The organism is Cellulomonas alba (genome assembly GCF_030362835.1).
Classification (GTDB): Bacteria; Actinomycetota; Actinomycetes; order Actinomycetales; family Cellulomonadaceae; genus Cellulomonas; species Cellulomonas alba.
On the sequence record NZ_JAUCGQ010000001.1, the window covers coordinates 875,300 to 891,966 of the forward strand.

The 16,667-nt window shown below is 74.0% G+C and carries 14 protein-coding genes; 8 read left to right on the forward strand and 6 right to left on the reverse strand.

The annotated features are described in order from the left end of the window. Positions 1–31: 31 nt before the first annotated feature. Complete coding sequence (locus QRT04_RS03870) at positions 32–436, reverse strand: hypothetical protein (RefSeq protein ID WP_289453641.1); 405 nt, start codon at positions 434–436, stop codon at positions 32–34. 292 nt (positions 437–728) lie between these two features. Here QRT04_RS03870 and QRT04_RS03875 point away from each other — a divergent pair, with 292 nt between their 5' ends. Next, positions 729–977, forward strand: a complete 249-nt coding sequence (locus QRT04_RS03875) for a WhiB family transcriptional regulator (RefSeq protein ID WP_289453643.1) — start codon at positions 729–731, stop codon at positions 975–977. Between the two features lie 186 nt (positions 978–1,163). Here QRT04_RS03875 and QRT04_RS03880 read toward each other — a convergent pair whose 3' ends face one another. Then, complete coding sequence (locus QRT04_RS03880) at positions 1,164–2,639, reverse strand: sensor histidine kinase (RefSeq protein ID WP_289453645.1); 1,476 nt, start codon at positions 2,637–2,639, stop codon at positions 1,164–1,166. 62 nt (positions 2,640–2,701) lie between these two features. Here QRT04_RS03880 and QRT04_RS03885 point away from each other — a divergent pair, with 62 nt between their 5' ends. From QRT04_RS03885 to QRT04_RS03905, 5 genes are all read left to right on the forward strand, one after another. Further along, on the forward strand, positions 2,702–3,202 hold the full coding sequence (locus tag QRT04_RS03885; protein ID WP_289453646.1) for a DUF2505 domain-containing protein: 501 nt from the start codon (positions 2,702–2,704) through the stop codon (positions 3,200–3,202). A 285-nt stretch (positions 3,203–3,487) separates the two neighbouring features. After that, positions 3,488–4,807, forward strand: coding sequence for an ABC transporter substrate-binding protein (locus QRT04_RS03890; RefSeq protein ID WP_289453648.1), 1,320 nt, complete (start codon positions 3,488–3,490; stop codon positions 4,805–4,807). 101 nt (positions 4,808–4,908) lie between these two features. Further along, positions 4,909–5,916 carry a carbohydrate ABC transporter permease gene (locus QRT04_RS03895; protein ID WP_289453650.1) on the forward strand — a complete coding sequence of 336 codons (1,008 nt, stop codon included), beginning with the start codon at positions 4,909–4,911 and terminating at the stop codon, positions 5,914–5,916. Then, complete coding sequence (locus QRT04_RS03900; RefSeq protein WP_289453652.1) at positions 5,913–6,821, forward strand: carbohydrate ABC transporter permease; 909 nt, start codon at positions 5,913–5,915, stop codon at positions 6,819–6,821. Before QRT04_RS03895 ends, QRT04_RS03900 begins: the two co-directional genes overlap by 4 nt. Before the next feature lie 101 nt (positions 6,822–6,922). After that, the gene (locus tag QRT04_RS03905) at positions 6,923–7,969 is read left to right on the forward strand and encodes a LacI family DNA-binding transcriptional regulator (RefSeq protein WP_289453654.1); all 1,047 of its coding nucleotides are present in this window, start codon (positions 6,923–6,925) and stop codon (positions 7,967–7,969) included. A gap of 48 nt (positions 7,970–8,017) precedes the next feature. Here the strand turns inward: QRT04_RS03905 and QRT04_RS03910 are convergent, their stop codons facing one another. Beyond that, positions 8,018–11,377: a proline dehydrogenase family protein gene (locus QRT04_RS03910; protein WP_289453655.1), complete on the reverse strand. Its 3,360-nt coding sequence runs from the start codon at positions 11,375–11,377 to the stop codon at positions 8,018–8,020. Positions 11,378–11,725: 348 nt separating this feature from the next. Between QRT04_RS03910 and QRT04_RS03915 the strand changes: the two genes are divergently transcribed. Together QRT04_RS03915 and QRT04_RS03920 are read left to right on the forward strand one after the other, a co-directional pair. Continuing rightward, a complete protein-coding gene (locus tag QRT04_RS03915) occupies positions 11,726–13,009 on the forward strand; it encodes a Glu/Leu/Phe/Val family dehydrogenase (RefSeq protein WP_289455696.1) in 1,284 nt (427 codons plus the stop codon). Between the two features lie 115 nt (positions 13,010–13,124). Then, on the forward strand, positions 13,125–14,150 hold the full coding sequence (locus tag QRT04_RS03920; protein ID WP_289453659.1) for an LLM class flavin-dependent oxidoreductase: 1,026 nt from the start codon (positions 13,125–13,127) through the stop codon (positions 14,148–14,150). Positions 14,151–14,174: 24 nt separating this feature from the next. On the opposite strand, the gene QRT04_RS03925 is transcribed toward QRT04_RS03920, so the two are convergent. The 3 genes from QRT04_RS03925 to QRT04_RS03935 all read right to left on the reverse strand — a co-directional run bounded on the left by QRT04_RS03925 (position 14,175) and on the right by QRT04_RS03935 (position 16,551). Continuing rightward, positions 14,175–14,531: an META domain-containing protein gene (locus tag QRT04_RS03925; protein ID WP_289453661.1), complete on the reverse strand. Its 357-nt coding sequence runs from the start codon at positions 14,529–14,531 to the stop codon at positions 14,175–14,177. A 65-nt stretch (positions 14,532–14,596) separates the two neighbouring features. Beyond that, complete coding sequence (gene hemQ, locus QRT04_RS03930; RefSeq protein ID WP_326522450.1) at positions 14,597–15,289, reverse strand: hydrogen peroxide-dependent heme synthase; 693 nt, start codon at positions 15,287–15,289, stop codon at positions 14,597–14,599. Between the two features lie 77 nt (positions 15,290–15,366). Next, entirely contained in the window at positions 15,367–16,551 is a 1,185-nt protein-coding gene (locus QRT04_RS03935; protein ID WP_407653548.1) for a ferrochelatase, read from the reverse strand. Positions 16,552–16,667: the final 116 nt, after the last annotated feature.

The window sequence follows — 16,667 nt, forward strand, 5'->3', positions numbered from 1 at the left end:
CGGCGGCGTGCGGGCGACCGTCCGCCGAAGGTCAGGACTCTCCGGCCGGGGCGGACCGCCCGCTCGTCGCGGCGTGCACGGAGGGCAGGAACAGGCCGACCAGGATCGCGCCGGCGAGCACGAGGATCCCGACGCTCACGGCCGTCGACACCCCGGACGACATCGCCGCGAGCGCGAGCACGACGAGCAGCACCTGCCACGTCACGACCGGCGAGCGAGCCCACCGCCGCCCCTGCCACAGCCCGCGGACGCACAGCACGAGGAGCGCGGCGATCGCCAGGAAGAACAGCGCGAGGAAGACGGTCGCACCGACGAGGTCGGTGGCGCCACGCAGCGCGTCGACCAGGTACGCGACGCCGAGCCCGGCGAAGAGCGCCGCCTCGAGCAGCACGAGCACGCAGACGGCGACCACGAGCGCCGGACGACGGGAGAGCACGCGCCGACCTTACGGCCCGGCCCGGCCGGTCCGTGGACCGGGGCGCTCGAGGCGGCTGAACTGGACATTCGTCCGAGAGTCCGCACCACCAGCGCGTTCGTCCCGTCACAGACGGGGCACAGGTGTGATCAAGACCTCAGGCGACACGTGGACGAAACGATCCGGTAACCCCTTGTGCACTCACCCACGTGATGTGAGGCTTATACCAGCAGTTCGTCCCCCACCAAATCCGCGTCGTTCCAGCGCGCCCCGACCCCGGGCGGCCCCACGACGCGCGCCTGAGGAGATTCCCATGGATTGGCGCCACCGCGCTGCGTGTCTCGACGAGGACCCGGAGCTGTTCTTCCCGATCGGCAACACCGGCCCGGCCCTGCTGCAGATCGACGCCGCCAAGGCCGTCTGCCGCCGCTGCGAGGTCGTCGACACGTGCCTCAAGTGGGCCATCGAGACCGGCCAGGACGCCGGAGTCTGGGGCGCCCTGTCCGAGGACGAGCGCCGGGCGCTCAAGCGCCGCACCGCCCGCCAGCGCCGCGCCGGCTGACCCGCACCTGCACTGACGTCCCGACGCCCGTCGACCACCCGGTCGGCGGGCGTCGGCGCGTCCGGGCGCACGTCCACCGACCGGAGTCCCGTGCGCGACCGCCGGCGCCCCGCAGCCGAACCGGGAGCCGCGCCGGACGCAGGGACGCCGACCGAGCGCGGCCCTGCGTCCGGCGCGACGGCCGCGTCAGAACCCGCCGCCGCCGTCGCGCGCCGGCCGCAACCGCGCCTCGATGACGACGGACGTCCCGCCCCCCTCGCGCGGCCGCCAGTCGATCGTGCCGCGCAGCTCGTTCGCGACGAGCGTGGAGACGATCTGCGTCCCGAGTCCCGTGCCGGCCCCCCGGTCCGGGGGCAGGCCCGCGCCGTCGTCGGCGACCTCGACGCGCAGCTCGTCGCCCTCGCGCTCGACGACGATCTCCACCGTCCCGGACTCGCGGCCGTCGAAGCCGTGCTCCACGGCGTTCGTCACGAGCTCGGTCAGCACGAGCGCGAGCGCCGTCGCGTCCTCGGCGGGAACGGAGCCGAACGTCCCGCGCACCACAGTCCGCACGTGCGCGCCGGCGGTCGCCACGTCCGCCGCGAGCCGCAGGCTGCGCCCGACCAGGTCGTCGAACGGCACGGCCTCGTCGAGCGTCTGGGAGAGCGTCTCGTGCACGAGGGCGATCGTCGCGACGCGCCGCATCGCCTCGGCGAGCGCTTCCTTCGCCTCCGGCGAGCTCATCCGGCGCGACTGGAGGCGCAGCAGCGCGGCCACCGTCTGCAGGTTGTTCTTCACACGGTGGTGGATCTCGCGGATCGTCGCGTCCTTCGTGATGAGCTCGCGCTCGCGCCGCCGGAGCTCGGAGACGTCGCGGCACAGCACGACGGCGCCGATGCGCTGGCCCCCCTCCGTCAGCGGCACCGCGCGCAGCGAGAGCGCGACGCCGCGCACCTCGACGTCGGCCCGCCACGGCGCGCGTCCCATGAGCACGAGCGGCAGCGACTCGTCGACCGTGTCCTCGAGCAGGTCGGCGGTCACCTCGACGAGCGAGCGGCCCACGAGGTCGCCGAGCGCACCGAGCCGGTGGAAGCCGGAGAGCGCGTTGGGGCTCGCGTACAGCACCTCGCCCTCGGTGTTGAGGCGGACGAGGCCGTCGCCGACGCGGGGGGCGCCGCGGCGCGGTCCGGTCGGTGCGTCGGGCGCCGGGAACTCGCCGTTCGCGATCATCACGAACAGGTCGTCGGCGGCCTCGACGTAGTTGAGCTCGAGCCGGCTCGGGGTGCGCGTGCCGCCGAGGTTCGTCTGCCGCGCGATCACGGCGATCGGCCGCCCCTTGCGCACCACGGGCACGGCCTCCTCGCGTACCGCGTACGAGCCGAACCATCGAGGCTCGCGCGAGCGCTGCGGACGGCGCTCGTCGAGCGCGCGCTGCAGCTGCGGCCGCTGCCCCTCCGGCGCCCGCGAGCCGACGACGTCGTCGTAGTGCACGGTCGCGCCGGTCGAGGGCCGGCACTGACCGATCGCCACGAAGTCGCCGTCGGACGTCGGCAGCCACAGGACGAGGTCGGCGAACGCGAGGTCGGAGACCACCTGCCAGTCGCCCACGAGGAGGTGCAGCCACTCGAGGTCGGCCGCGTCGAGCTCGGCGTGGCGGGCGGCGAGGGTGCTGAGCGTGGACACGCGACAAGCGTAGGTGGCGCCCCGCGCGGGTAGCCTGCGACGACGCCACCGAGGAGGCCACCGTGCACGTCCACGAGACGCTCGACCTGCCCACCGACGCGCAGCGCGTCGCCCGCCTGCTCGCCGACCCCGGCCTCGCGCAGGCCGTCGCCGACCGGCTCGGCGCGGTCGCCCACACCACGGAGGTCACCGGCTCGCCCGACGGCTCCTTCGCGGTGACGTCCCGGCTGACCCTGCCGAGCGACTCGGTCCCCTCGCACCTGCGGGCCATGGTCGGCCCGCGCATCGAGGTCCGTCAGGTCGAGTCGTGGCAGGCGCCCTCGCCGGACGGCTCGCGCGAGGGCACGGTCGCCATCGAGTTCCCGGGTGCACCCGTCCGGGTGACGGGAAGGACGGCGCTCCGCGCGACGGGTCCGGCGGGCTGCACGCTCGAGCGCGACGGCGACGTCCGGGCGTCGGTGCCGTTGTTCGGCGCGACCGTCGAGCAGGCGGCCGCCGGAGCGCTCCGCCGAGCGCTCGAGGCGCACGGCGCAGAGCTTCACGAACGCGCCACGCAGCCGTAACAATTCGATAACGCGGCGGCGGCCGGATATCGCTCTGACCTGCAGTGATGCCCGTGTGGGATCGCTACCACCGACATCTCGGACACCCAGATCCTTGACACGTCCTGGGCGCCGGACGACAGTTCTCCGCAGCGCGTGGGAACGCTCCCGCATCACTGCGGACGGGAGCGCTACCACGCGGGGTCCGAAGACCCAGCCAGGACAGGACGACGCACCGGTTGTCGCGACGTCCACCAGGCCCGGAAGGTACGGCGACGCAGCCGTCCGACTGACAAGGGAGTCATAGTGCGCAAGACCACACGCAAGTCGTGGGCGGTCGCGGCAGGGGTCGCGGGCATCGCCCTCCTCGCCACGGCCTGCTCCTCGGGCAACGGCGGCGGCTCGTCCTCCGAGACCAAGACCGCGAACCCGGACGAGAAGGTCACGCTCAAGATCCAGACCTTCAACGAGTTCGGCTACAAGGACCTGTACACGGAGTACATGAAGCTCCACCCGAACGTCACGATCGTCGACGACAAGGCTGACAAGTCCGACACGGCTCGCGCCAACGTCGAGACGGCGATCTCGACCGGCACGGTCACCGAGGACATCGTCGCGGCGGACGTCGACTGGATGCCCGAGCTCATCGACCACTCCGACTTCTTCGCGGACCTCGGCTCGATCGGCGCCTCGCGCTGGCCGGACTGGAAGGCCAAGCAGGCCACCGACTCGAGCGGCAAGCTCATCGGCGCCGGCACGGACTCGGGCCCCGAGGCCATCTGCTACCGCAAGGACCTGTTCCAGAAGGCCGGCCTGCCGACCGACCGTGACAAGGTCGCGGCGCTCCTCGGCTCGTGGGACGAGTACTTCGCCACGGGCGAGCAGTTCATGAACTCGCCCGCCGGCAAGGCCGGTGCGGCGTGGTTCGACTCGATCGGCGCGCTGTCGCAGGGCATGATCAACCAGCTCGAGGCCCCGTTCGAGGACCCGAGCTCGGGCAAGATCACGGTGCTCGACGCCAACAGCCCGGCGAAGGCCGTCTACGACCAGCTCACGAGCGACAAGGTCCTCAAGCAGTCGGCGCACCTCGGCCAGTGGACCGACCCGTGGACCAAGGCGTTCACGAACGACACCAAGGGTGCGTGGGCCACGCAGCTCTGCCCGCCGTGGATGACGCAGATCATCGCCGGCAACGCGCCTGACCAGAAGAACTGGGACGTCGCGCCGGTCCTGCCCGGCGGCGCCTCCAACTGGGGTGGCTCGTTCCTGCTCGTCCCCAAGGACGGCAAGCACGTCCAGGCGGCCACGGACCTCGCGAACTGGCTGACCGACCCGGCGCAGCAGGCCAAGGTGTTCGTCCAGTACGGCAACTTCCCGAGCGCCGTCGCGGCGACGACGGACGCCACCGTCACGGCGAAGACCGACACCTACTTCGGTGGTGCCCCGACCGGCAAGATCTTCTCCGACCGGTTCGCGGCCGTTGCTCACCAGCCGTTCCGCGGTGCGCACTACTTCCCGATCAACGACGCGCTGGGCAAGGCCTACACCCGCGTGGACGTGGACAAGACGGACAACGCCGCCAACTCGTGGCAGAAGTTCGAGACCGACGTCAAGAACCTGAGCTGACGACTCTCGCAACAAGCACGGGGGTCGGGGCGGCTTCCGCCCCGGCCCCCGTGCTGTACCACTAGCGTCTGTCGAAACCTCAGAGCGTCCGAAGGACCCCCATGGCAACCACCAGCTCCCCGTCGGTCCCGGACACGGTCACCGACGACCAGGGAGGGCGTCAGCGCCGGCGCGTCGGCTTCTCCCAGAAGCTCGGACGTCTCGACGTCAAGCTCTCCCCCTACCTGTACATCTCCCCCTTCTTCATCCTGTTCGCGATCGTCGGACTGTTCCCGCTGCTCTACACGGCGTGGGTCGCGCTGCACCAGTGGTCGCTCCTCGACGGCGAGGGCGGCTGGGTCGGCCTGGAGAACTTCAAGCACGTCCTGACCCAGCAGTACTTCTGGACGGGTCTGCGCAACACCATCAGCATCTTCCTGCTGTCGAGCGTGCCGCAGATCATCATCGCCCTGATCATCGCCGCGATCCTCGACGCGAACCTCCGCGCCCGGACGTTCTGGCGCATGGGCGTGCTCGTGCCCTACGTCGTCGCCCCCGTCGCCGTCGCGCTGATCTTCCGCCAGCTGTTCGGCGACCCGACCGGCTGGGTGAACGAGGTCCTCTCGTGGGTCAACCTCGGCCCCGTCCGCTGGGGGTCGGCCGTCCTGCCCAGCCACATCGCGATCGCGACGATGGTGAACTTCCGCTGGACCGGCTACAACACCCTCATCTTCCTCGCCGCGATGCAGGCGATCCCGCGCGACCTCTACGAGGCCGCGATCATCGACGGCGCGTCGCGCGTGCGGCAGTTCTTCTCGGTCACCATCCCGATGGTCCGCCCGACGATGATCTTCGTGATCATCACGTCGACCATCGGCGGTCTGCAGATCTTCGACGAGCCGCGCCTGTACAGCCAGACCGGCGACGGCGGCGCGGACCGCCAGTGGATGACCGTCACGATGTACATCCAGGAGCTCGGCTGGCGGAACCAGAACTTCGGGCGCGCGGCAGCGGTCGCGTGGCTGCTGTTCATCGTCATCCTGATCATCGGGCTCATCAACTTCGCGTTCACGAGACGCATCTCGTCCGAGCGAACGAAGGCCCCCAAGCGGAAGAAGGTCCGGGCATGAGCGCGCCCTCCGTTCCCGCCATCGAGCAGATGGCCGGTAAGGGTGCCGCGCGCGCGGCGGCCCGCAAGCGTCACATCGAGGGTGGCTCGCGCCGGCCCGGGTGGATCACCTACGTCCTGCTCGCGGCCGTTCTCGTCGTCTCGTTCTACCCGCTGTACTACACGTTCCTGCTGTCGTCCTCGACGTCGCAGAACATCGCGCGGCACCCGATCCCCTCGCTCATCCCCGAGGGGCACTTCTTCGACAACATCAAGCGCGTCTTCGACTCGGTCGACTTCTGGGGTGCGACCTGGAACTCGGTGGTGGTCGCGACGATCACGTCGGTGTCCGTCGTGCTGTTCTCGACGCTCGCCGGCTTCGCGTTCGCGAAGCTGCGGTTCCGCGGTCGCGGGCCGCTGCTGATCTTCGTCATCGCGACGACGGCGGTGCCGACGCAGCTCGGCGTCATCCCCCTGTTCCTCGTGATGAAGAACCTGCACTGGATCGACACCCTGCAGGCGGTCATCGTCCCGGGCCTGGTGACAGCGTTCGGCGTGTTCTGGATGACGCAGTACCTCGAGTCGGCCCTGCCGTACGAGCTCATCGAGGCGGCCCGCGTCGACGGCGCGTCGATGTTCCGCACGTTCTGGAACATCGCGCTCCCGGCGGCCCGGCCCGCGGCGACCATGCTCGGGCTGTTCACGTTCGTCCAGTCGTGGACGAACTTCTTCTGGCCGTCGATCGTGCTGAGGTCCTCGCACGCGACCCTGCCAGTGGCGCTCTCGCTCCTGCAGGCGACGTACTTCAAGGACCTGTCGCTGATCATGGCGGGCGTCGTGCTCTCGATCATCCCGCTGCTCGTCCTGTTCATCATCGCGGGCCGTCAGCTCGTCGCCGGAATCATGGGGGGCGCGGTCATGGGCTGACCGCGCGCGCACGACGCGAGCGGGCGGCGGATCCCACGGACCGTCGCCCGCTCCGCCCGGGCCGCCGGCAGCCGCCGGCGCATCAGGAAGGAACGTTCCACATGGTGGTGGACAGCGGCCGCGCCGGTCAGGGCGTGGCACGCCCGCCCGCGCCGACCCTCGAGGAGGTGGCGGCCCGTGCCGGGGTGTCGCGCTCGACGGCGTCGCGAGCGATCAACGGTGGGCTGCGCGTCTCCCCCGAGGCGCTCGCGTCGGTCGAGGCCGCCGTGGCCGACCTCGGCTACTCGCCGAACCGTGCCGCTCGCTCGCTCGTCACGAAGCGGACCGACTCGATCGCCCTCGTCGTCCCCGAGCCCGACGAGCGCGTCCTGTCGGACCCGTTCTTCGCCGGCACGCTCAACGGCCTGAGCTCCGCGCTCGCCGACACGGACATCCAGGTCGTCCTCGTGATCGCGCGCCCCGGAGAGAACGAGCGGTCGGTGCGCTACCTGCGCAACGGCCACGTCGACGGCGCGATCCTCGTGTCCCACCACCGCGACGACGCGCTCGAGCGCGCGATGCTCCAGGCGCGCGTCCCCACCGTCTTCGTCGGCCGCCCGCTCTCCGGAGCGGACGACGTGCAGTACGTCGACACCGACAACGTCGAGGGCGGCCGCCTCGCCACGCAGCACCTGCTCGACCGCGGGTGCCGGCGCGTCGCGACCATCGCCGGCCCGCTCGACATGTCCGCGGGTATCGACCGGCTCACCGGCTGGCGGACCGCCGTCACCGCCGCGGGCCTCGCGGCGGACGCCGTGGTGCACGGCGACTTCACCATCGCGTCGGGCGCCGAGGCCGCGCGGCAGCTGATCACGGAGTTCCCGGACGTCGACGGTGTCTTCATCGCCTCGGACCTCATGGCCGCCGGCGCGATCAACGTGCTCACCGAGCTCGGACGGGACATCCCCGGCGACATCGCGGTCGTCGGCTACGACAACCTCGGCGTCGCCGCGTCGACGACCCCGCCGCTGACGACCGTCGTGCAGCCCGTCGTCGCCATGGCGCGCGCGGCCGGAGCGCGGCTGCTCGACCTGCTCGCCGACGGGGACTCGCTCCCCGGCGAGCCGCTGATCTTCGCGCCCGAGCTGGTCATCCGGGCATCCGCCTGACGGCGCGCCCGGCCTGACCGCGCAACGCGTGACCGGGCTGCCCTGCCGCTAGTCAGCGCGTGCGGCGGGGACGTGTCCCCACCGGTGCAGCGTGCGGCTGACGGCCTGCTCACGGACCATCGTCAGCAGCTCGCGCCCGGCGGAGGCGAGAACCGGTCCGTCGAGCACGGTGACGGTCCCCGCCCGCGGTGCGGCGGCCTCGCGCAGGCCCGGCGCCGCGCCGACCACGCGGACGCGGCCCGCGACGGCACCGGCGCGCACCCGTGCCGCGAACCCCTCGTGGCTCTCGTCGTCGACGGTGGTCACCGTCACCGGGACGCCCACGGTCCGTGCTGCGTGGCGCACGCGTGCGACCGCGCGCGGTGGCGCGTCGTCGCCCACCCGGAGCGTGAGGTGCGGCAGCGGACGCAGGCGCAGCTCGTCGGACTCGACCGCCAGGCCGAGGGACAGCGGCTGCGACATCGACGCCCAGGTCCGCGCGTCGTCGTCGCGCGCCCACGCGAGCCACGCCTCGTCGTCCTGGGGCACGCCGGGCGCGTCGGACCAGCTGCCGATCTGCGCGACGTAGTGGGGGCCGCCTGCCTTGGCGCCCGGCCCGACGACCGACTGCTTCCACCCGCCGAACGGCTGTCGTGCGACGACCGCGCCCGTGATCGTGCGGTTGACGTACGCGTTGCCGACCTCGACGGCGCCGAGCCAGCGCTCGATCTCGTGCTCGTCCAGGCTGTGCAGGCCGCCGGTGAGGCCGAACGGGACCGCGTTCTGCACCGCGATCGCCTCGTCGAGCGTCGCGACCCGCACCACGCCGAGCACGGGCCCGAAGCACTCGGTCCGGTGGAACCACGAGCCGGCGACGACGCCGTGCCGCACGCCGGGCGTCCAGAGGCGGTCCGCGAGGCGACGCGGCTGGACGAGCCACTCCTCCCCCGGGTCGAGGGTGGTCAGCGCGCGCAGGAGATCGCCATGCGGGGCGTCGATCAGCGGGCCGACGACGGTGCGCGGGTCCTCCGCCGGGCCGACGGGCAGCGAGGTCACGGCGTCGGCGAGCTGCCGACGGAGCCGGTCGTCGAACCCGGCCGAGCCGACGAGGACGAGCAGCGACGCCGCCGAGCACTTCTGGCCCGCGTGGCCGAACGCCGAGCGCACGACGTCGGCGACCGCGAGGTCGACGTCGGCGGACGGCGTCACGACGATCGCGTTCTTGCCCGACGTCTCCGCCAGCACGTCGCGGTCCGGGCGCCAGGTCGCGAACAGCCGGGCGGTGTCGATCGAGCCGGTGAGCAGCACGCGCGCCACTCCGTCGTGCGTCGCGAGGTGGCGGCCGACGTCGCCCTCGGGGCACTCGGCGACGAGCAGCGCGTCGAGCGGTGCACCGGCCGCGTCCAGCGCGGCGTGCACGGCCGCGAAGGCGACCCGCGCGCACCGGGGCGTCTGCGGCGCGGGCTTGACCAGCACACCCGTGCCGGCGGCGAGGGCCGCGAGCGCCGCGCCCACGGGGATCGAGATCGGGAAGTTCCACGGCGGCGTCACGAGGGTGATGCCCGGGCCCGGCGCGTGCGTCGCACCACGCACGGAGTCGAGCTCGAGCGCGCGGTCCGCGTAGTAACGCGCGAAGTCGACGGCCTCGCTGACCTCGGGGTCGGCCTCGGCGACCGTCTTGCCGGCCTCGGCGACCATGACGCCCACGAGCTCGGCCCGCCGGTGCGCGAGCTCCTCGGCCGCACGCCGCAGGATGCCGGCACGGGTCGCGGCGTCCAGCGCGCCCCAGGTGCGGCCCGCGGCGGCGACCCGCGCGACCGCCGCATCGACGCCGCGGGTGTCGACCACGACGACCGCGTGGTCCGGGTCCGGGCGCGGAGGAGCGGCCGGACGGCCCGAGGCGCCGCCGGCTCCCGACGAGCCGTCGGGCACGGTCCATGCGCGGACCGCCGAGCGGAGCAGGTGGCGGTCGGCGGCGACCGCCAGGTCGGTGTCGGGGGCGTGGGGGAACCCGACTGCGCCGGCCACCGAACCTGGGGTCGCGTCGTCGTCCCCCCGCTCGTCGGTCGCCCGCTCCTCGGCCCTCCGCTCGTCGGTCGCCCGCTCGTCGTCCGCCGCCGCGCTGACCGCCGCCCGGAACGCGGCCTCCTGGCCGGCGAGCGCGTCGGGCGCCGCGAGCGCGTGGAGGAAGTTCTGCGGCGCCGCGGCCTCCTCGAGCCGGCGCACGAGGTACGCGACCGCGGCGTCCAGGTCCTGCCGCGCCGCGACGGGCGTGTAGAGCAGCACGCGGCCGACGTCGTCCCGCAGGGCGCGCGCGGCCGCCGGCGCCATGCCCTGGAGCATCTCGACGCGGACCGCGCGCTCGACGCCTCGCGCACGGGCCAGCAGCACCGCGAGCGCCACGTGGAACAGGTTGTGGCTCGCCACGCCGACGACGAGCGCGTCGGCCACGGCGGGGTCGAGGGCCGTGGCGAGCAGTCGCACGTACGCGACGTCGACGTCGGGCTTGGTGGCGAACGTCGGCGGTCGGCGGCTGTGCAGCTCCGCGTCGACGTGCTCCATGGCGAGGTTCGCGCCCTTGACGAGCCGCACCGCGAGCCGCGCTCCCCCGGCGTCGGCCCGGCGACGAGCGGCGGCGACGACGCGCTCCAGGTCCGACGGTGTGCGCGGCAGGTACGCCTGGAGCGCGACGCCGAGCTCGGCCTGGCGCCCGGCGGGCTCGTCGGCGAGCCGTTCCAGGACGCCGAGCGTCAGGTCGACGTCGCGGTGCTCCTCCATGTCGAGCGTCACGGCGGTGCCCGTGCCGGCGGCCTCGTCGAGCAGCGGCAGCAGGCGCTGCGCGACGCGGTCCGCACCGCCGTCGACGTCCCACGGCGTCAGGTTGCTCGCGACGGCCGAGACCTTGACGGACACGTGCTCGACGTCGGGACGCGCCACGAGGCCGCGGATCCGGTCGAGCCGCCGCCCGGCCTCCGCCTCGCCGAGCACCGCCTCGCCCAGCAGGTTGAGGTTGACGACGAACCCCTCGGCGCGGGCCGCGGCGAGGTGCCGCCCGAGCGCGGGTCCGTCGTCGACCACGAGGTGGCCGACGAGCGCGTGCAGCCGGGCGCGGGCGGCGGGGACCACGACACCCGGCGCGACCCGGGCGGCGAACGACCCGCCCGTCAGGAGCGCGCGGTCCGCGGCGCCGAGGAAGCTCGCGTGGCCGACCGCCGTGCGCAGGGCTGCCAGCTCGCGCGCCGCGACCCGCACGTCCCTCGGCCGGGCGACGCGGTCCACGAACCGCACCGCGAGGTCGAGGCCAGCCGGGTCGCCCACGAGCGCGGCGAGCCGCTCGGCCGCGACCCGCTCGCGGCGGGGGACGTCGTCGTCGGGTGCGCCGAGCCATCGGTGCGCGAGCGCGACGGCGTCGTCCACCAGTGCGGCCACGTCACGTGGCTCGCGGCCCGGCCGTCCGCGCCGGTCGTCCGGGCGCACGGCGGGATCCCGGCCGACGCCGTCCGGTGAGGTCCCCTCCGGCGCTCCGCGATCCCTGTCGTCGTGGCCCGCGGCGGCCGGCCGGGTCGGTGCCGGGTGCTCGTCGTCGTTCGTCGTCGTCCTCCTCGTCCGGCACCCAGTGTGTGCCGGACCGCACCTGACGGCATGTGCGGGCGCCCGGTGGCAGGGTGGAGGCACGGCGCTCCCCTGGCGACCGGCATCGGCGCCGGCCGCCCGCCACGACCGGAGGCTCCTGTGCCCGACACCCCGACGCCCACCCCTGCGTCGTCACCGTCACTCCTGCCGGCTCCCACCCTTCCGCCGGCCCCCACCCCCGCCACGACGAGCTCGGCGCTCGCGACCGCCCAGGCCCAGCTGGCGTCGGCGATCGAGATCCTCGGCTACGACGCCGGCATGCACGCCGTGCTCGCGACGCCCCGCCGCGAGATGAATGTCGCGATCCCGCTGCGCCGCGACGACGGCTCGATCCAGGTGCTGAGCGGCTACCGCGTGCAGCACAACATCTCGCGCGGCCCCGGCAAGGGCGGCCTGCGCTACTCGGCGGGCGTCGACCTCGACGAGGTGCGCGCTCTCGCCATGTGGATGACGTGGAAGTGCGCCATCGTCGACGTGCCGTACGGCGGCGCGAAGGGCGGCGTGACGATCGACCCGCGCACCTACTCGGCGGCCGAGCTCGAGCGCGTCACCCGCCGGTACACGAGCGAGATCATGCCGATGATCGGCCCCGAGCGGGACATCATGGCGCCCGACATCGGCACGGACGAGCGCGTCATGGCCTGGGTCATGGACACGTACTCGGTCAACATCGGCTACACGATCCCCGCCGTCACCACGGGCAAGCCGCTCGCGGTGGGCGGCTCGCTCGGTCGCGCGACCGCGACGTCCCGGGGTGTCGTGCACACCGCCGCCGCGGCACTCGCCGACGCCGGCACCTCCCTGGCGGAGGTCACGGCCGCCGTGCAGGGCTTCGGGAAGGTCGGCTCGCACGCCGTCCGGTTCCTCGCCGAGGCCGGCGCGCGCGTGGTGGCCGTGAGCGACGAGCACGGTGGCGTGCACGCGCCCGACGGGCTCGACGTCGCCGCCCTCCAGCGGCACGTGCAGGAGCAGGGCACGGTCGCGGGCTTCCCGGGCGGCGAGCCGATCGACAACGCCGGGCTGCTCGCGCTCGACGTCGACGTGCTGATCCCCGCGGCGGTCGAGGGGGTGCTCGACGCGGAGGCCGCAGGGCGGGTCAAGGCGCGCTGGGTCGTCGAGGGCGCCAACGGCCCCACGACGCCCGAGGGCGACCGTGTGCTCGCGGAGCGCGGGGTCGTCGTCGTGCCGGACATCCTCGCCAACGCCGGCGGCGTCGTCGTCTCCTACTTCGAGTGGGTGCAGGCCAACCAGGCGTACTGGTGGACCGCGCGGGAGATCGAGGAACGGCTCGAGCAGCGGATGACGACCGCCTACGGCGAGGTCGCGGCGCTCGCGCGCGCGGAGTCGGTGTCGCTGCGCGACGCGGCGCTCGTCATCGGCGTGCGGCGCGTGGCCGAGGCGCACCTGATCCGCGGGCTGTACCCGTGACGCGCGGCCGACCGCCCGCCGGACGCACGTAGCGGGCGCGGGGGGGGCGAGCGAGACCCGCGCCCGGGCGGCGACGTCGTGGAGTACGCGGGCGCCCCCGCGCGTTGCGCACGTCGTGACGACACCGCTCTCCGTCCTGGACACCTCCCCCGTCAGCGCCGGCATGACGACCGCCGACGCGCTCGCCGCCACGACCCGGCTCGCGCGCGCGGCCGACGCGCACGGCTACGCGCGGTTCTGGGTCGCCGAGCACCACGCGATGCCCTCGGTCGCGTCGACGTCGCCGGGTGTGCTGCTCGCGCACCTGGCGGCGGCGACCGACCGGATCCGCGTCGGGTCGGGCGGCGTGATGCTGCCGAACCACCCGTCCCTCGTCGTGGCCGAGCAGTTCGCCATGCTGGAGGCGCTGCACCCGGGACGCGTCGACCTGGGCATCGGCCGCGCGCCCGGCGCCGACCCGCTCACCGCGGCGGCGCTGCGGCGCACGGTCGAGGGGCTCGGCGCGGAGGACTTCCCCGCGGAGCTGCTCGACGTGCTGACGCTGCTCGGCCAGACGCCGCGCGGCGCGGAGCCGTCGGCGCGTGCGCTCCGGCTGCGTGCGACGCCCGCCGCGTCCTCGACGCCGCAGGTGTGGCTGCTGGGCTCGAGCCTGTTCTCGGCGCAGCTCGCCGGCGAGCTGGGGCTGCCGTTCAGCTACGCGCACCACTTCAACACGGGGCTGACGCTCGACGCCGCCGCGGCCTACCGCCGGGTCTTCCGGCCGTCGGCGGTGCTCGCCGAGCCGCGGCTCATGGTCTCGTCGTCGGTGCTGGTCGCGGACACCGAGGCCGAGGCGCAGCACCTGGCCGGTCCGAGCCGCGTGATGGCCCTCGCGCTGCGCACGGGACGACCGCTCGAGCCGATCGTCACGCCGGACGACGCGGCGGCGATCCTCGGCGAGCTCGACCCCGCTGCGGCGGCCGAGTTCTTCGCGCGCGTGCCCGGCACGCAGATCGCGACGACCGCCGACGCCGCGGTCGCCGCGCTGCGCGAGCTCGTCGACCGGGCGGGAGCCGACGAGCTGATGATCACGGGCACGAGCCACGACGTCGGCACGCGCATCGCGACGCTGGAGGCGGTCGCCGCGCGCTGGCAGAGCTGAGCCGCCGGGGCGGCGCGGGAACCGCTACGCGAGCGCAGCGGCGGGCGGGTCGTCCGTGAGCGTCGCCGCCCGGCCGTCCGGCGCGCGCAGCACCAGCGAGCCGTCCGCCTCCGCGACGGTGAGCGGCCCGTCGAGCAGGCGCGTCAGTGCAGACTCCAGCTCCATGGCGGGCTCCGGCCCGGCCATCAGCGTGCTGACGAGCGGGCCGAACGTCACGGTGTCGCCCTCGCGCGCCCACGTGCCGCGCACGCGGTTGACGCCGGCGAACCCGTAGACCTGGCCGTCCCCGTCGAACGTCAGCCACGGCGCACGCTCGGGGTCGGTGCCGGCGTCGGCACCCGACACCTCGGCGACGCGCCAGGTTCCCGTGAGGTCGACCATGCTGCCGATGATGGCACCACCGCCGACGACACGCCCGGGCCTGCAGGCGTCGCGCGCTGCAGGCGTCAGCCGCGCGGCTGGCGCTCCGCCCACTCCGCGAGCGTCACGCGCGGTCCGGTGTAGAACGGCACCTCCTCGCGCACGTGCAGCCGCGCATCGACGGCGCGCAGCTCGCGCATCAGGTCGACGATCCGGTGCAGCTCCGACGCCTCGAACGCGAGGATCCACTCGTAGTCGCCGAGCGCGAAGGCCGACACCGTGTTGGCGCGGACGTCGGCGTAGCCCGCGGCGGCGCGGCCGTGCTCGGCGAGCATGCGGCGCCGGTCGGCCTCGGGCAGCACGTACCAGTCGTACGAGCGGACGAACGGGTACACGCACAGGTAGTCGCCCGCGGGCTCGCCCGCGAGGAACGCGGGCAGGTGCGAGCGGTTGAACTCGGCCGGGCGGTGCAGCCCGACGACGGACCACACGGGCGCGATGTGCCGGCCGAGCTCGCTGGCGCGCAGTCGCTCGTACGCCGCCTGCACCTCCTCGACCGTCTCGGCGTGCCACCACACCATCAGCTCCGCATCGGCGCGCAGGCCCGCGACGTCGTACCAGCCGCGCACGACGACGCCCGTGGCCTCGACCGCGGCGAGCGCGTCCGCGACGATCGCCGCGCGCTCCTGCGCGGCCTCGGGCAGCGCGTCCTCGAGCGAGAACACCGACCACATCGTGTAGCGGATCGTGGCGTTCAGGGCCTCGGCGTCGACGGTCACGGGGAGCTCCTCGGGGGCGGGCAGGTGCGGACGGAAGCGGCGTGCGGAACGAGAGCGGGTGCGGGGGTCGGGCTCGCTCAGCCGAGCGGGTCGACCGAGCAGGCGGCGGGGATGCCGGAGTCCACGCCGTCGCGCTGACGGCAGCAGCCGACGGGGCAGACGTCGCGCCGCGGAGGGTGCGCCCCGACCGTGACGCCGACGGGCGGCTGCTCGCCCGCGTCCAGCGCCCGCGCCGTGGCGGCGCGCTCGAGCACGAGGTCGACGAGGCCGCGGACGAACGGCTCACGCGTGCCGACCGAGTCGGCGCGGACTGCCGTGAGGCCGAGCCCGGCGGCGGTCTCGAGCGCCTCGGTGTCGAGGTCGAACGCGACCTCCATGTGGTCGGACACGAAGCCGATCGGTGCGATCACCACGGCGGTCGTGCCGCCGGCCGCGAGCTCGCGCACGTGGTCGTTGACGTCGGGCTCGAGCCACGGCTGGCTCGGCGGCCCGGAGCGCGAGCAGAAGGCGAGGTCCCACGCGACGTCGTGGCCGAGCCGCGCGGCGGCGGCGGACGCGACCTGGGCGGCGACGTCGAGGTGCTGCGCCCGGTACGACGGCCCGGCGAACCCGGACGCCGCCTCCATGGTGTCGGGGATCGAGTGCGTCACGAACACGACCCGCGCGTCGGCCGGGACCTTCTCGAACGCCTCGACGAGCGCGTCGGTGTTGGCCTCCACGAAGCCCGGGTGGTTGTAGTACGCCCGGACCTTGTCGACCGCGATCGGCTGCTCGCCCGCGGGCAGGCCGAGGTCCTCGCGGACGTCCTCGAGCGCCCCCCACAGGTCCTCCCGGTACTGCCGGCAGCCCGAGTACGACGCGTAGGCGCTGGTGACGAGCGCGACCACGCGGCGCGAGCCGTCGGCGAGCGCGGCCCGCAGCGCGTCGCGGGTGTAGGGCGCCCAGTTGCGGTTGCCCCACAGCACCGGCAGGTCGACGCCGCGGCGCGCGAGCTCGTCGGCGAGCGCGCGCTGCAGCGCGAGGTTCTGCCCGTTGATGGGGCTGCGCCCGCCGAAGTGGTGGTAGTGCTCCGCGACCTCGGCGAGCCGCTCGTCCGGGATCCCCTTGCCGGCGGTCACGTTGCGCAGGAACGGCAGGACGTCGTCCGGACCGTCGGGGCCGCCGAACGAGTACAGCAGCAGCGCGTCGTAGGGCGCCGCGACAGGCGTCTGCGAGGGCACGGTCGAGCTCGTCGACGAGGTGGGGGCCACGGGTTCGATCATGTCATCGCGGCTCCCGCCGACCGGCCACGGGAGCCGGCCCGCGGGCGTGAGATCGATCCCGACGGCGTGTCAGAAAAGACGGACGGCGCCCGACCGCGCCCGGCAACCCCGCGATC

What these genes read in the sequence shown, in the direction of transcription:
- QRT04_RS03935 (WP_407653548.1), bottom strand. Translation starts at nt 16,551, where the DNA reads ATGATCGAACCCGTGGCCCCCACCTCGTCGACGAGCTCGACCGTGCCC.
- QRT04_RS03925 (WP_289453661.1), bottom strand. Translation starts at nt 14,531, where the DNA reads ATGGTCGACCTCACGGGAACCTGGCGCGTCGCCGAGGTGTCGGGTGCC.
- QRT04_RS03900 (WP_289453652.1), top strand. Translation starts at nt 5,913, where the DNA reads ATGAGCGCGCCCTCCGTTCCCGCCATCGAGCAGATGGCCGGTAAGGGT.
- QRT04_RS03875 (WP_289453643.1), top strand. Translation starts at nt 729, where the DNA reads ATGGATTGGCGCCACCGCGCTGCGTGTCTCGACGAGGACCCGGAGCTG.
- QRT04_RS03895 (WP_289453650.1), top strand. Translation starts at nt 4,909, where the DNA reads ATGGCAACCACCAGCTCCCCGTCGGTCCCGGACACGGTCACCGACGAC.
- QRT04_RS03905 (WP_289453654.1), top strand. Translation starts at nt 6,923, where the DNA reads ATGGTGGTGGACAGCGGCCGCGCCGGTCAGGGCGTGGCACGCCCGCCC.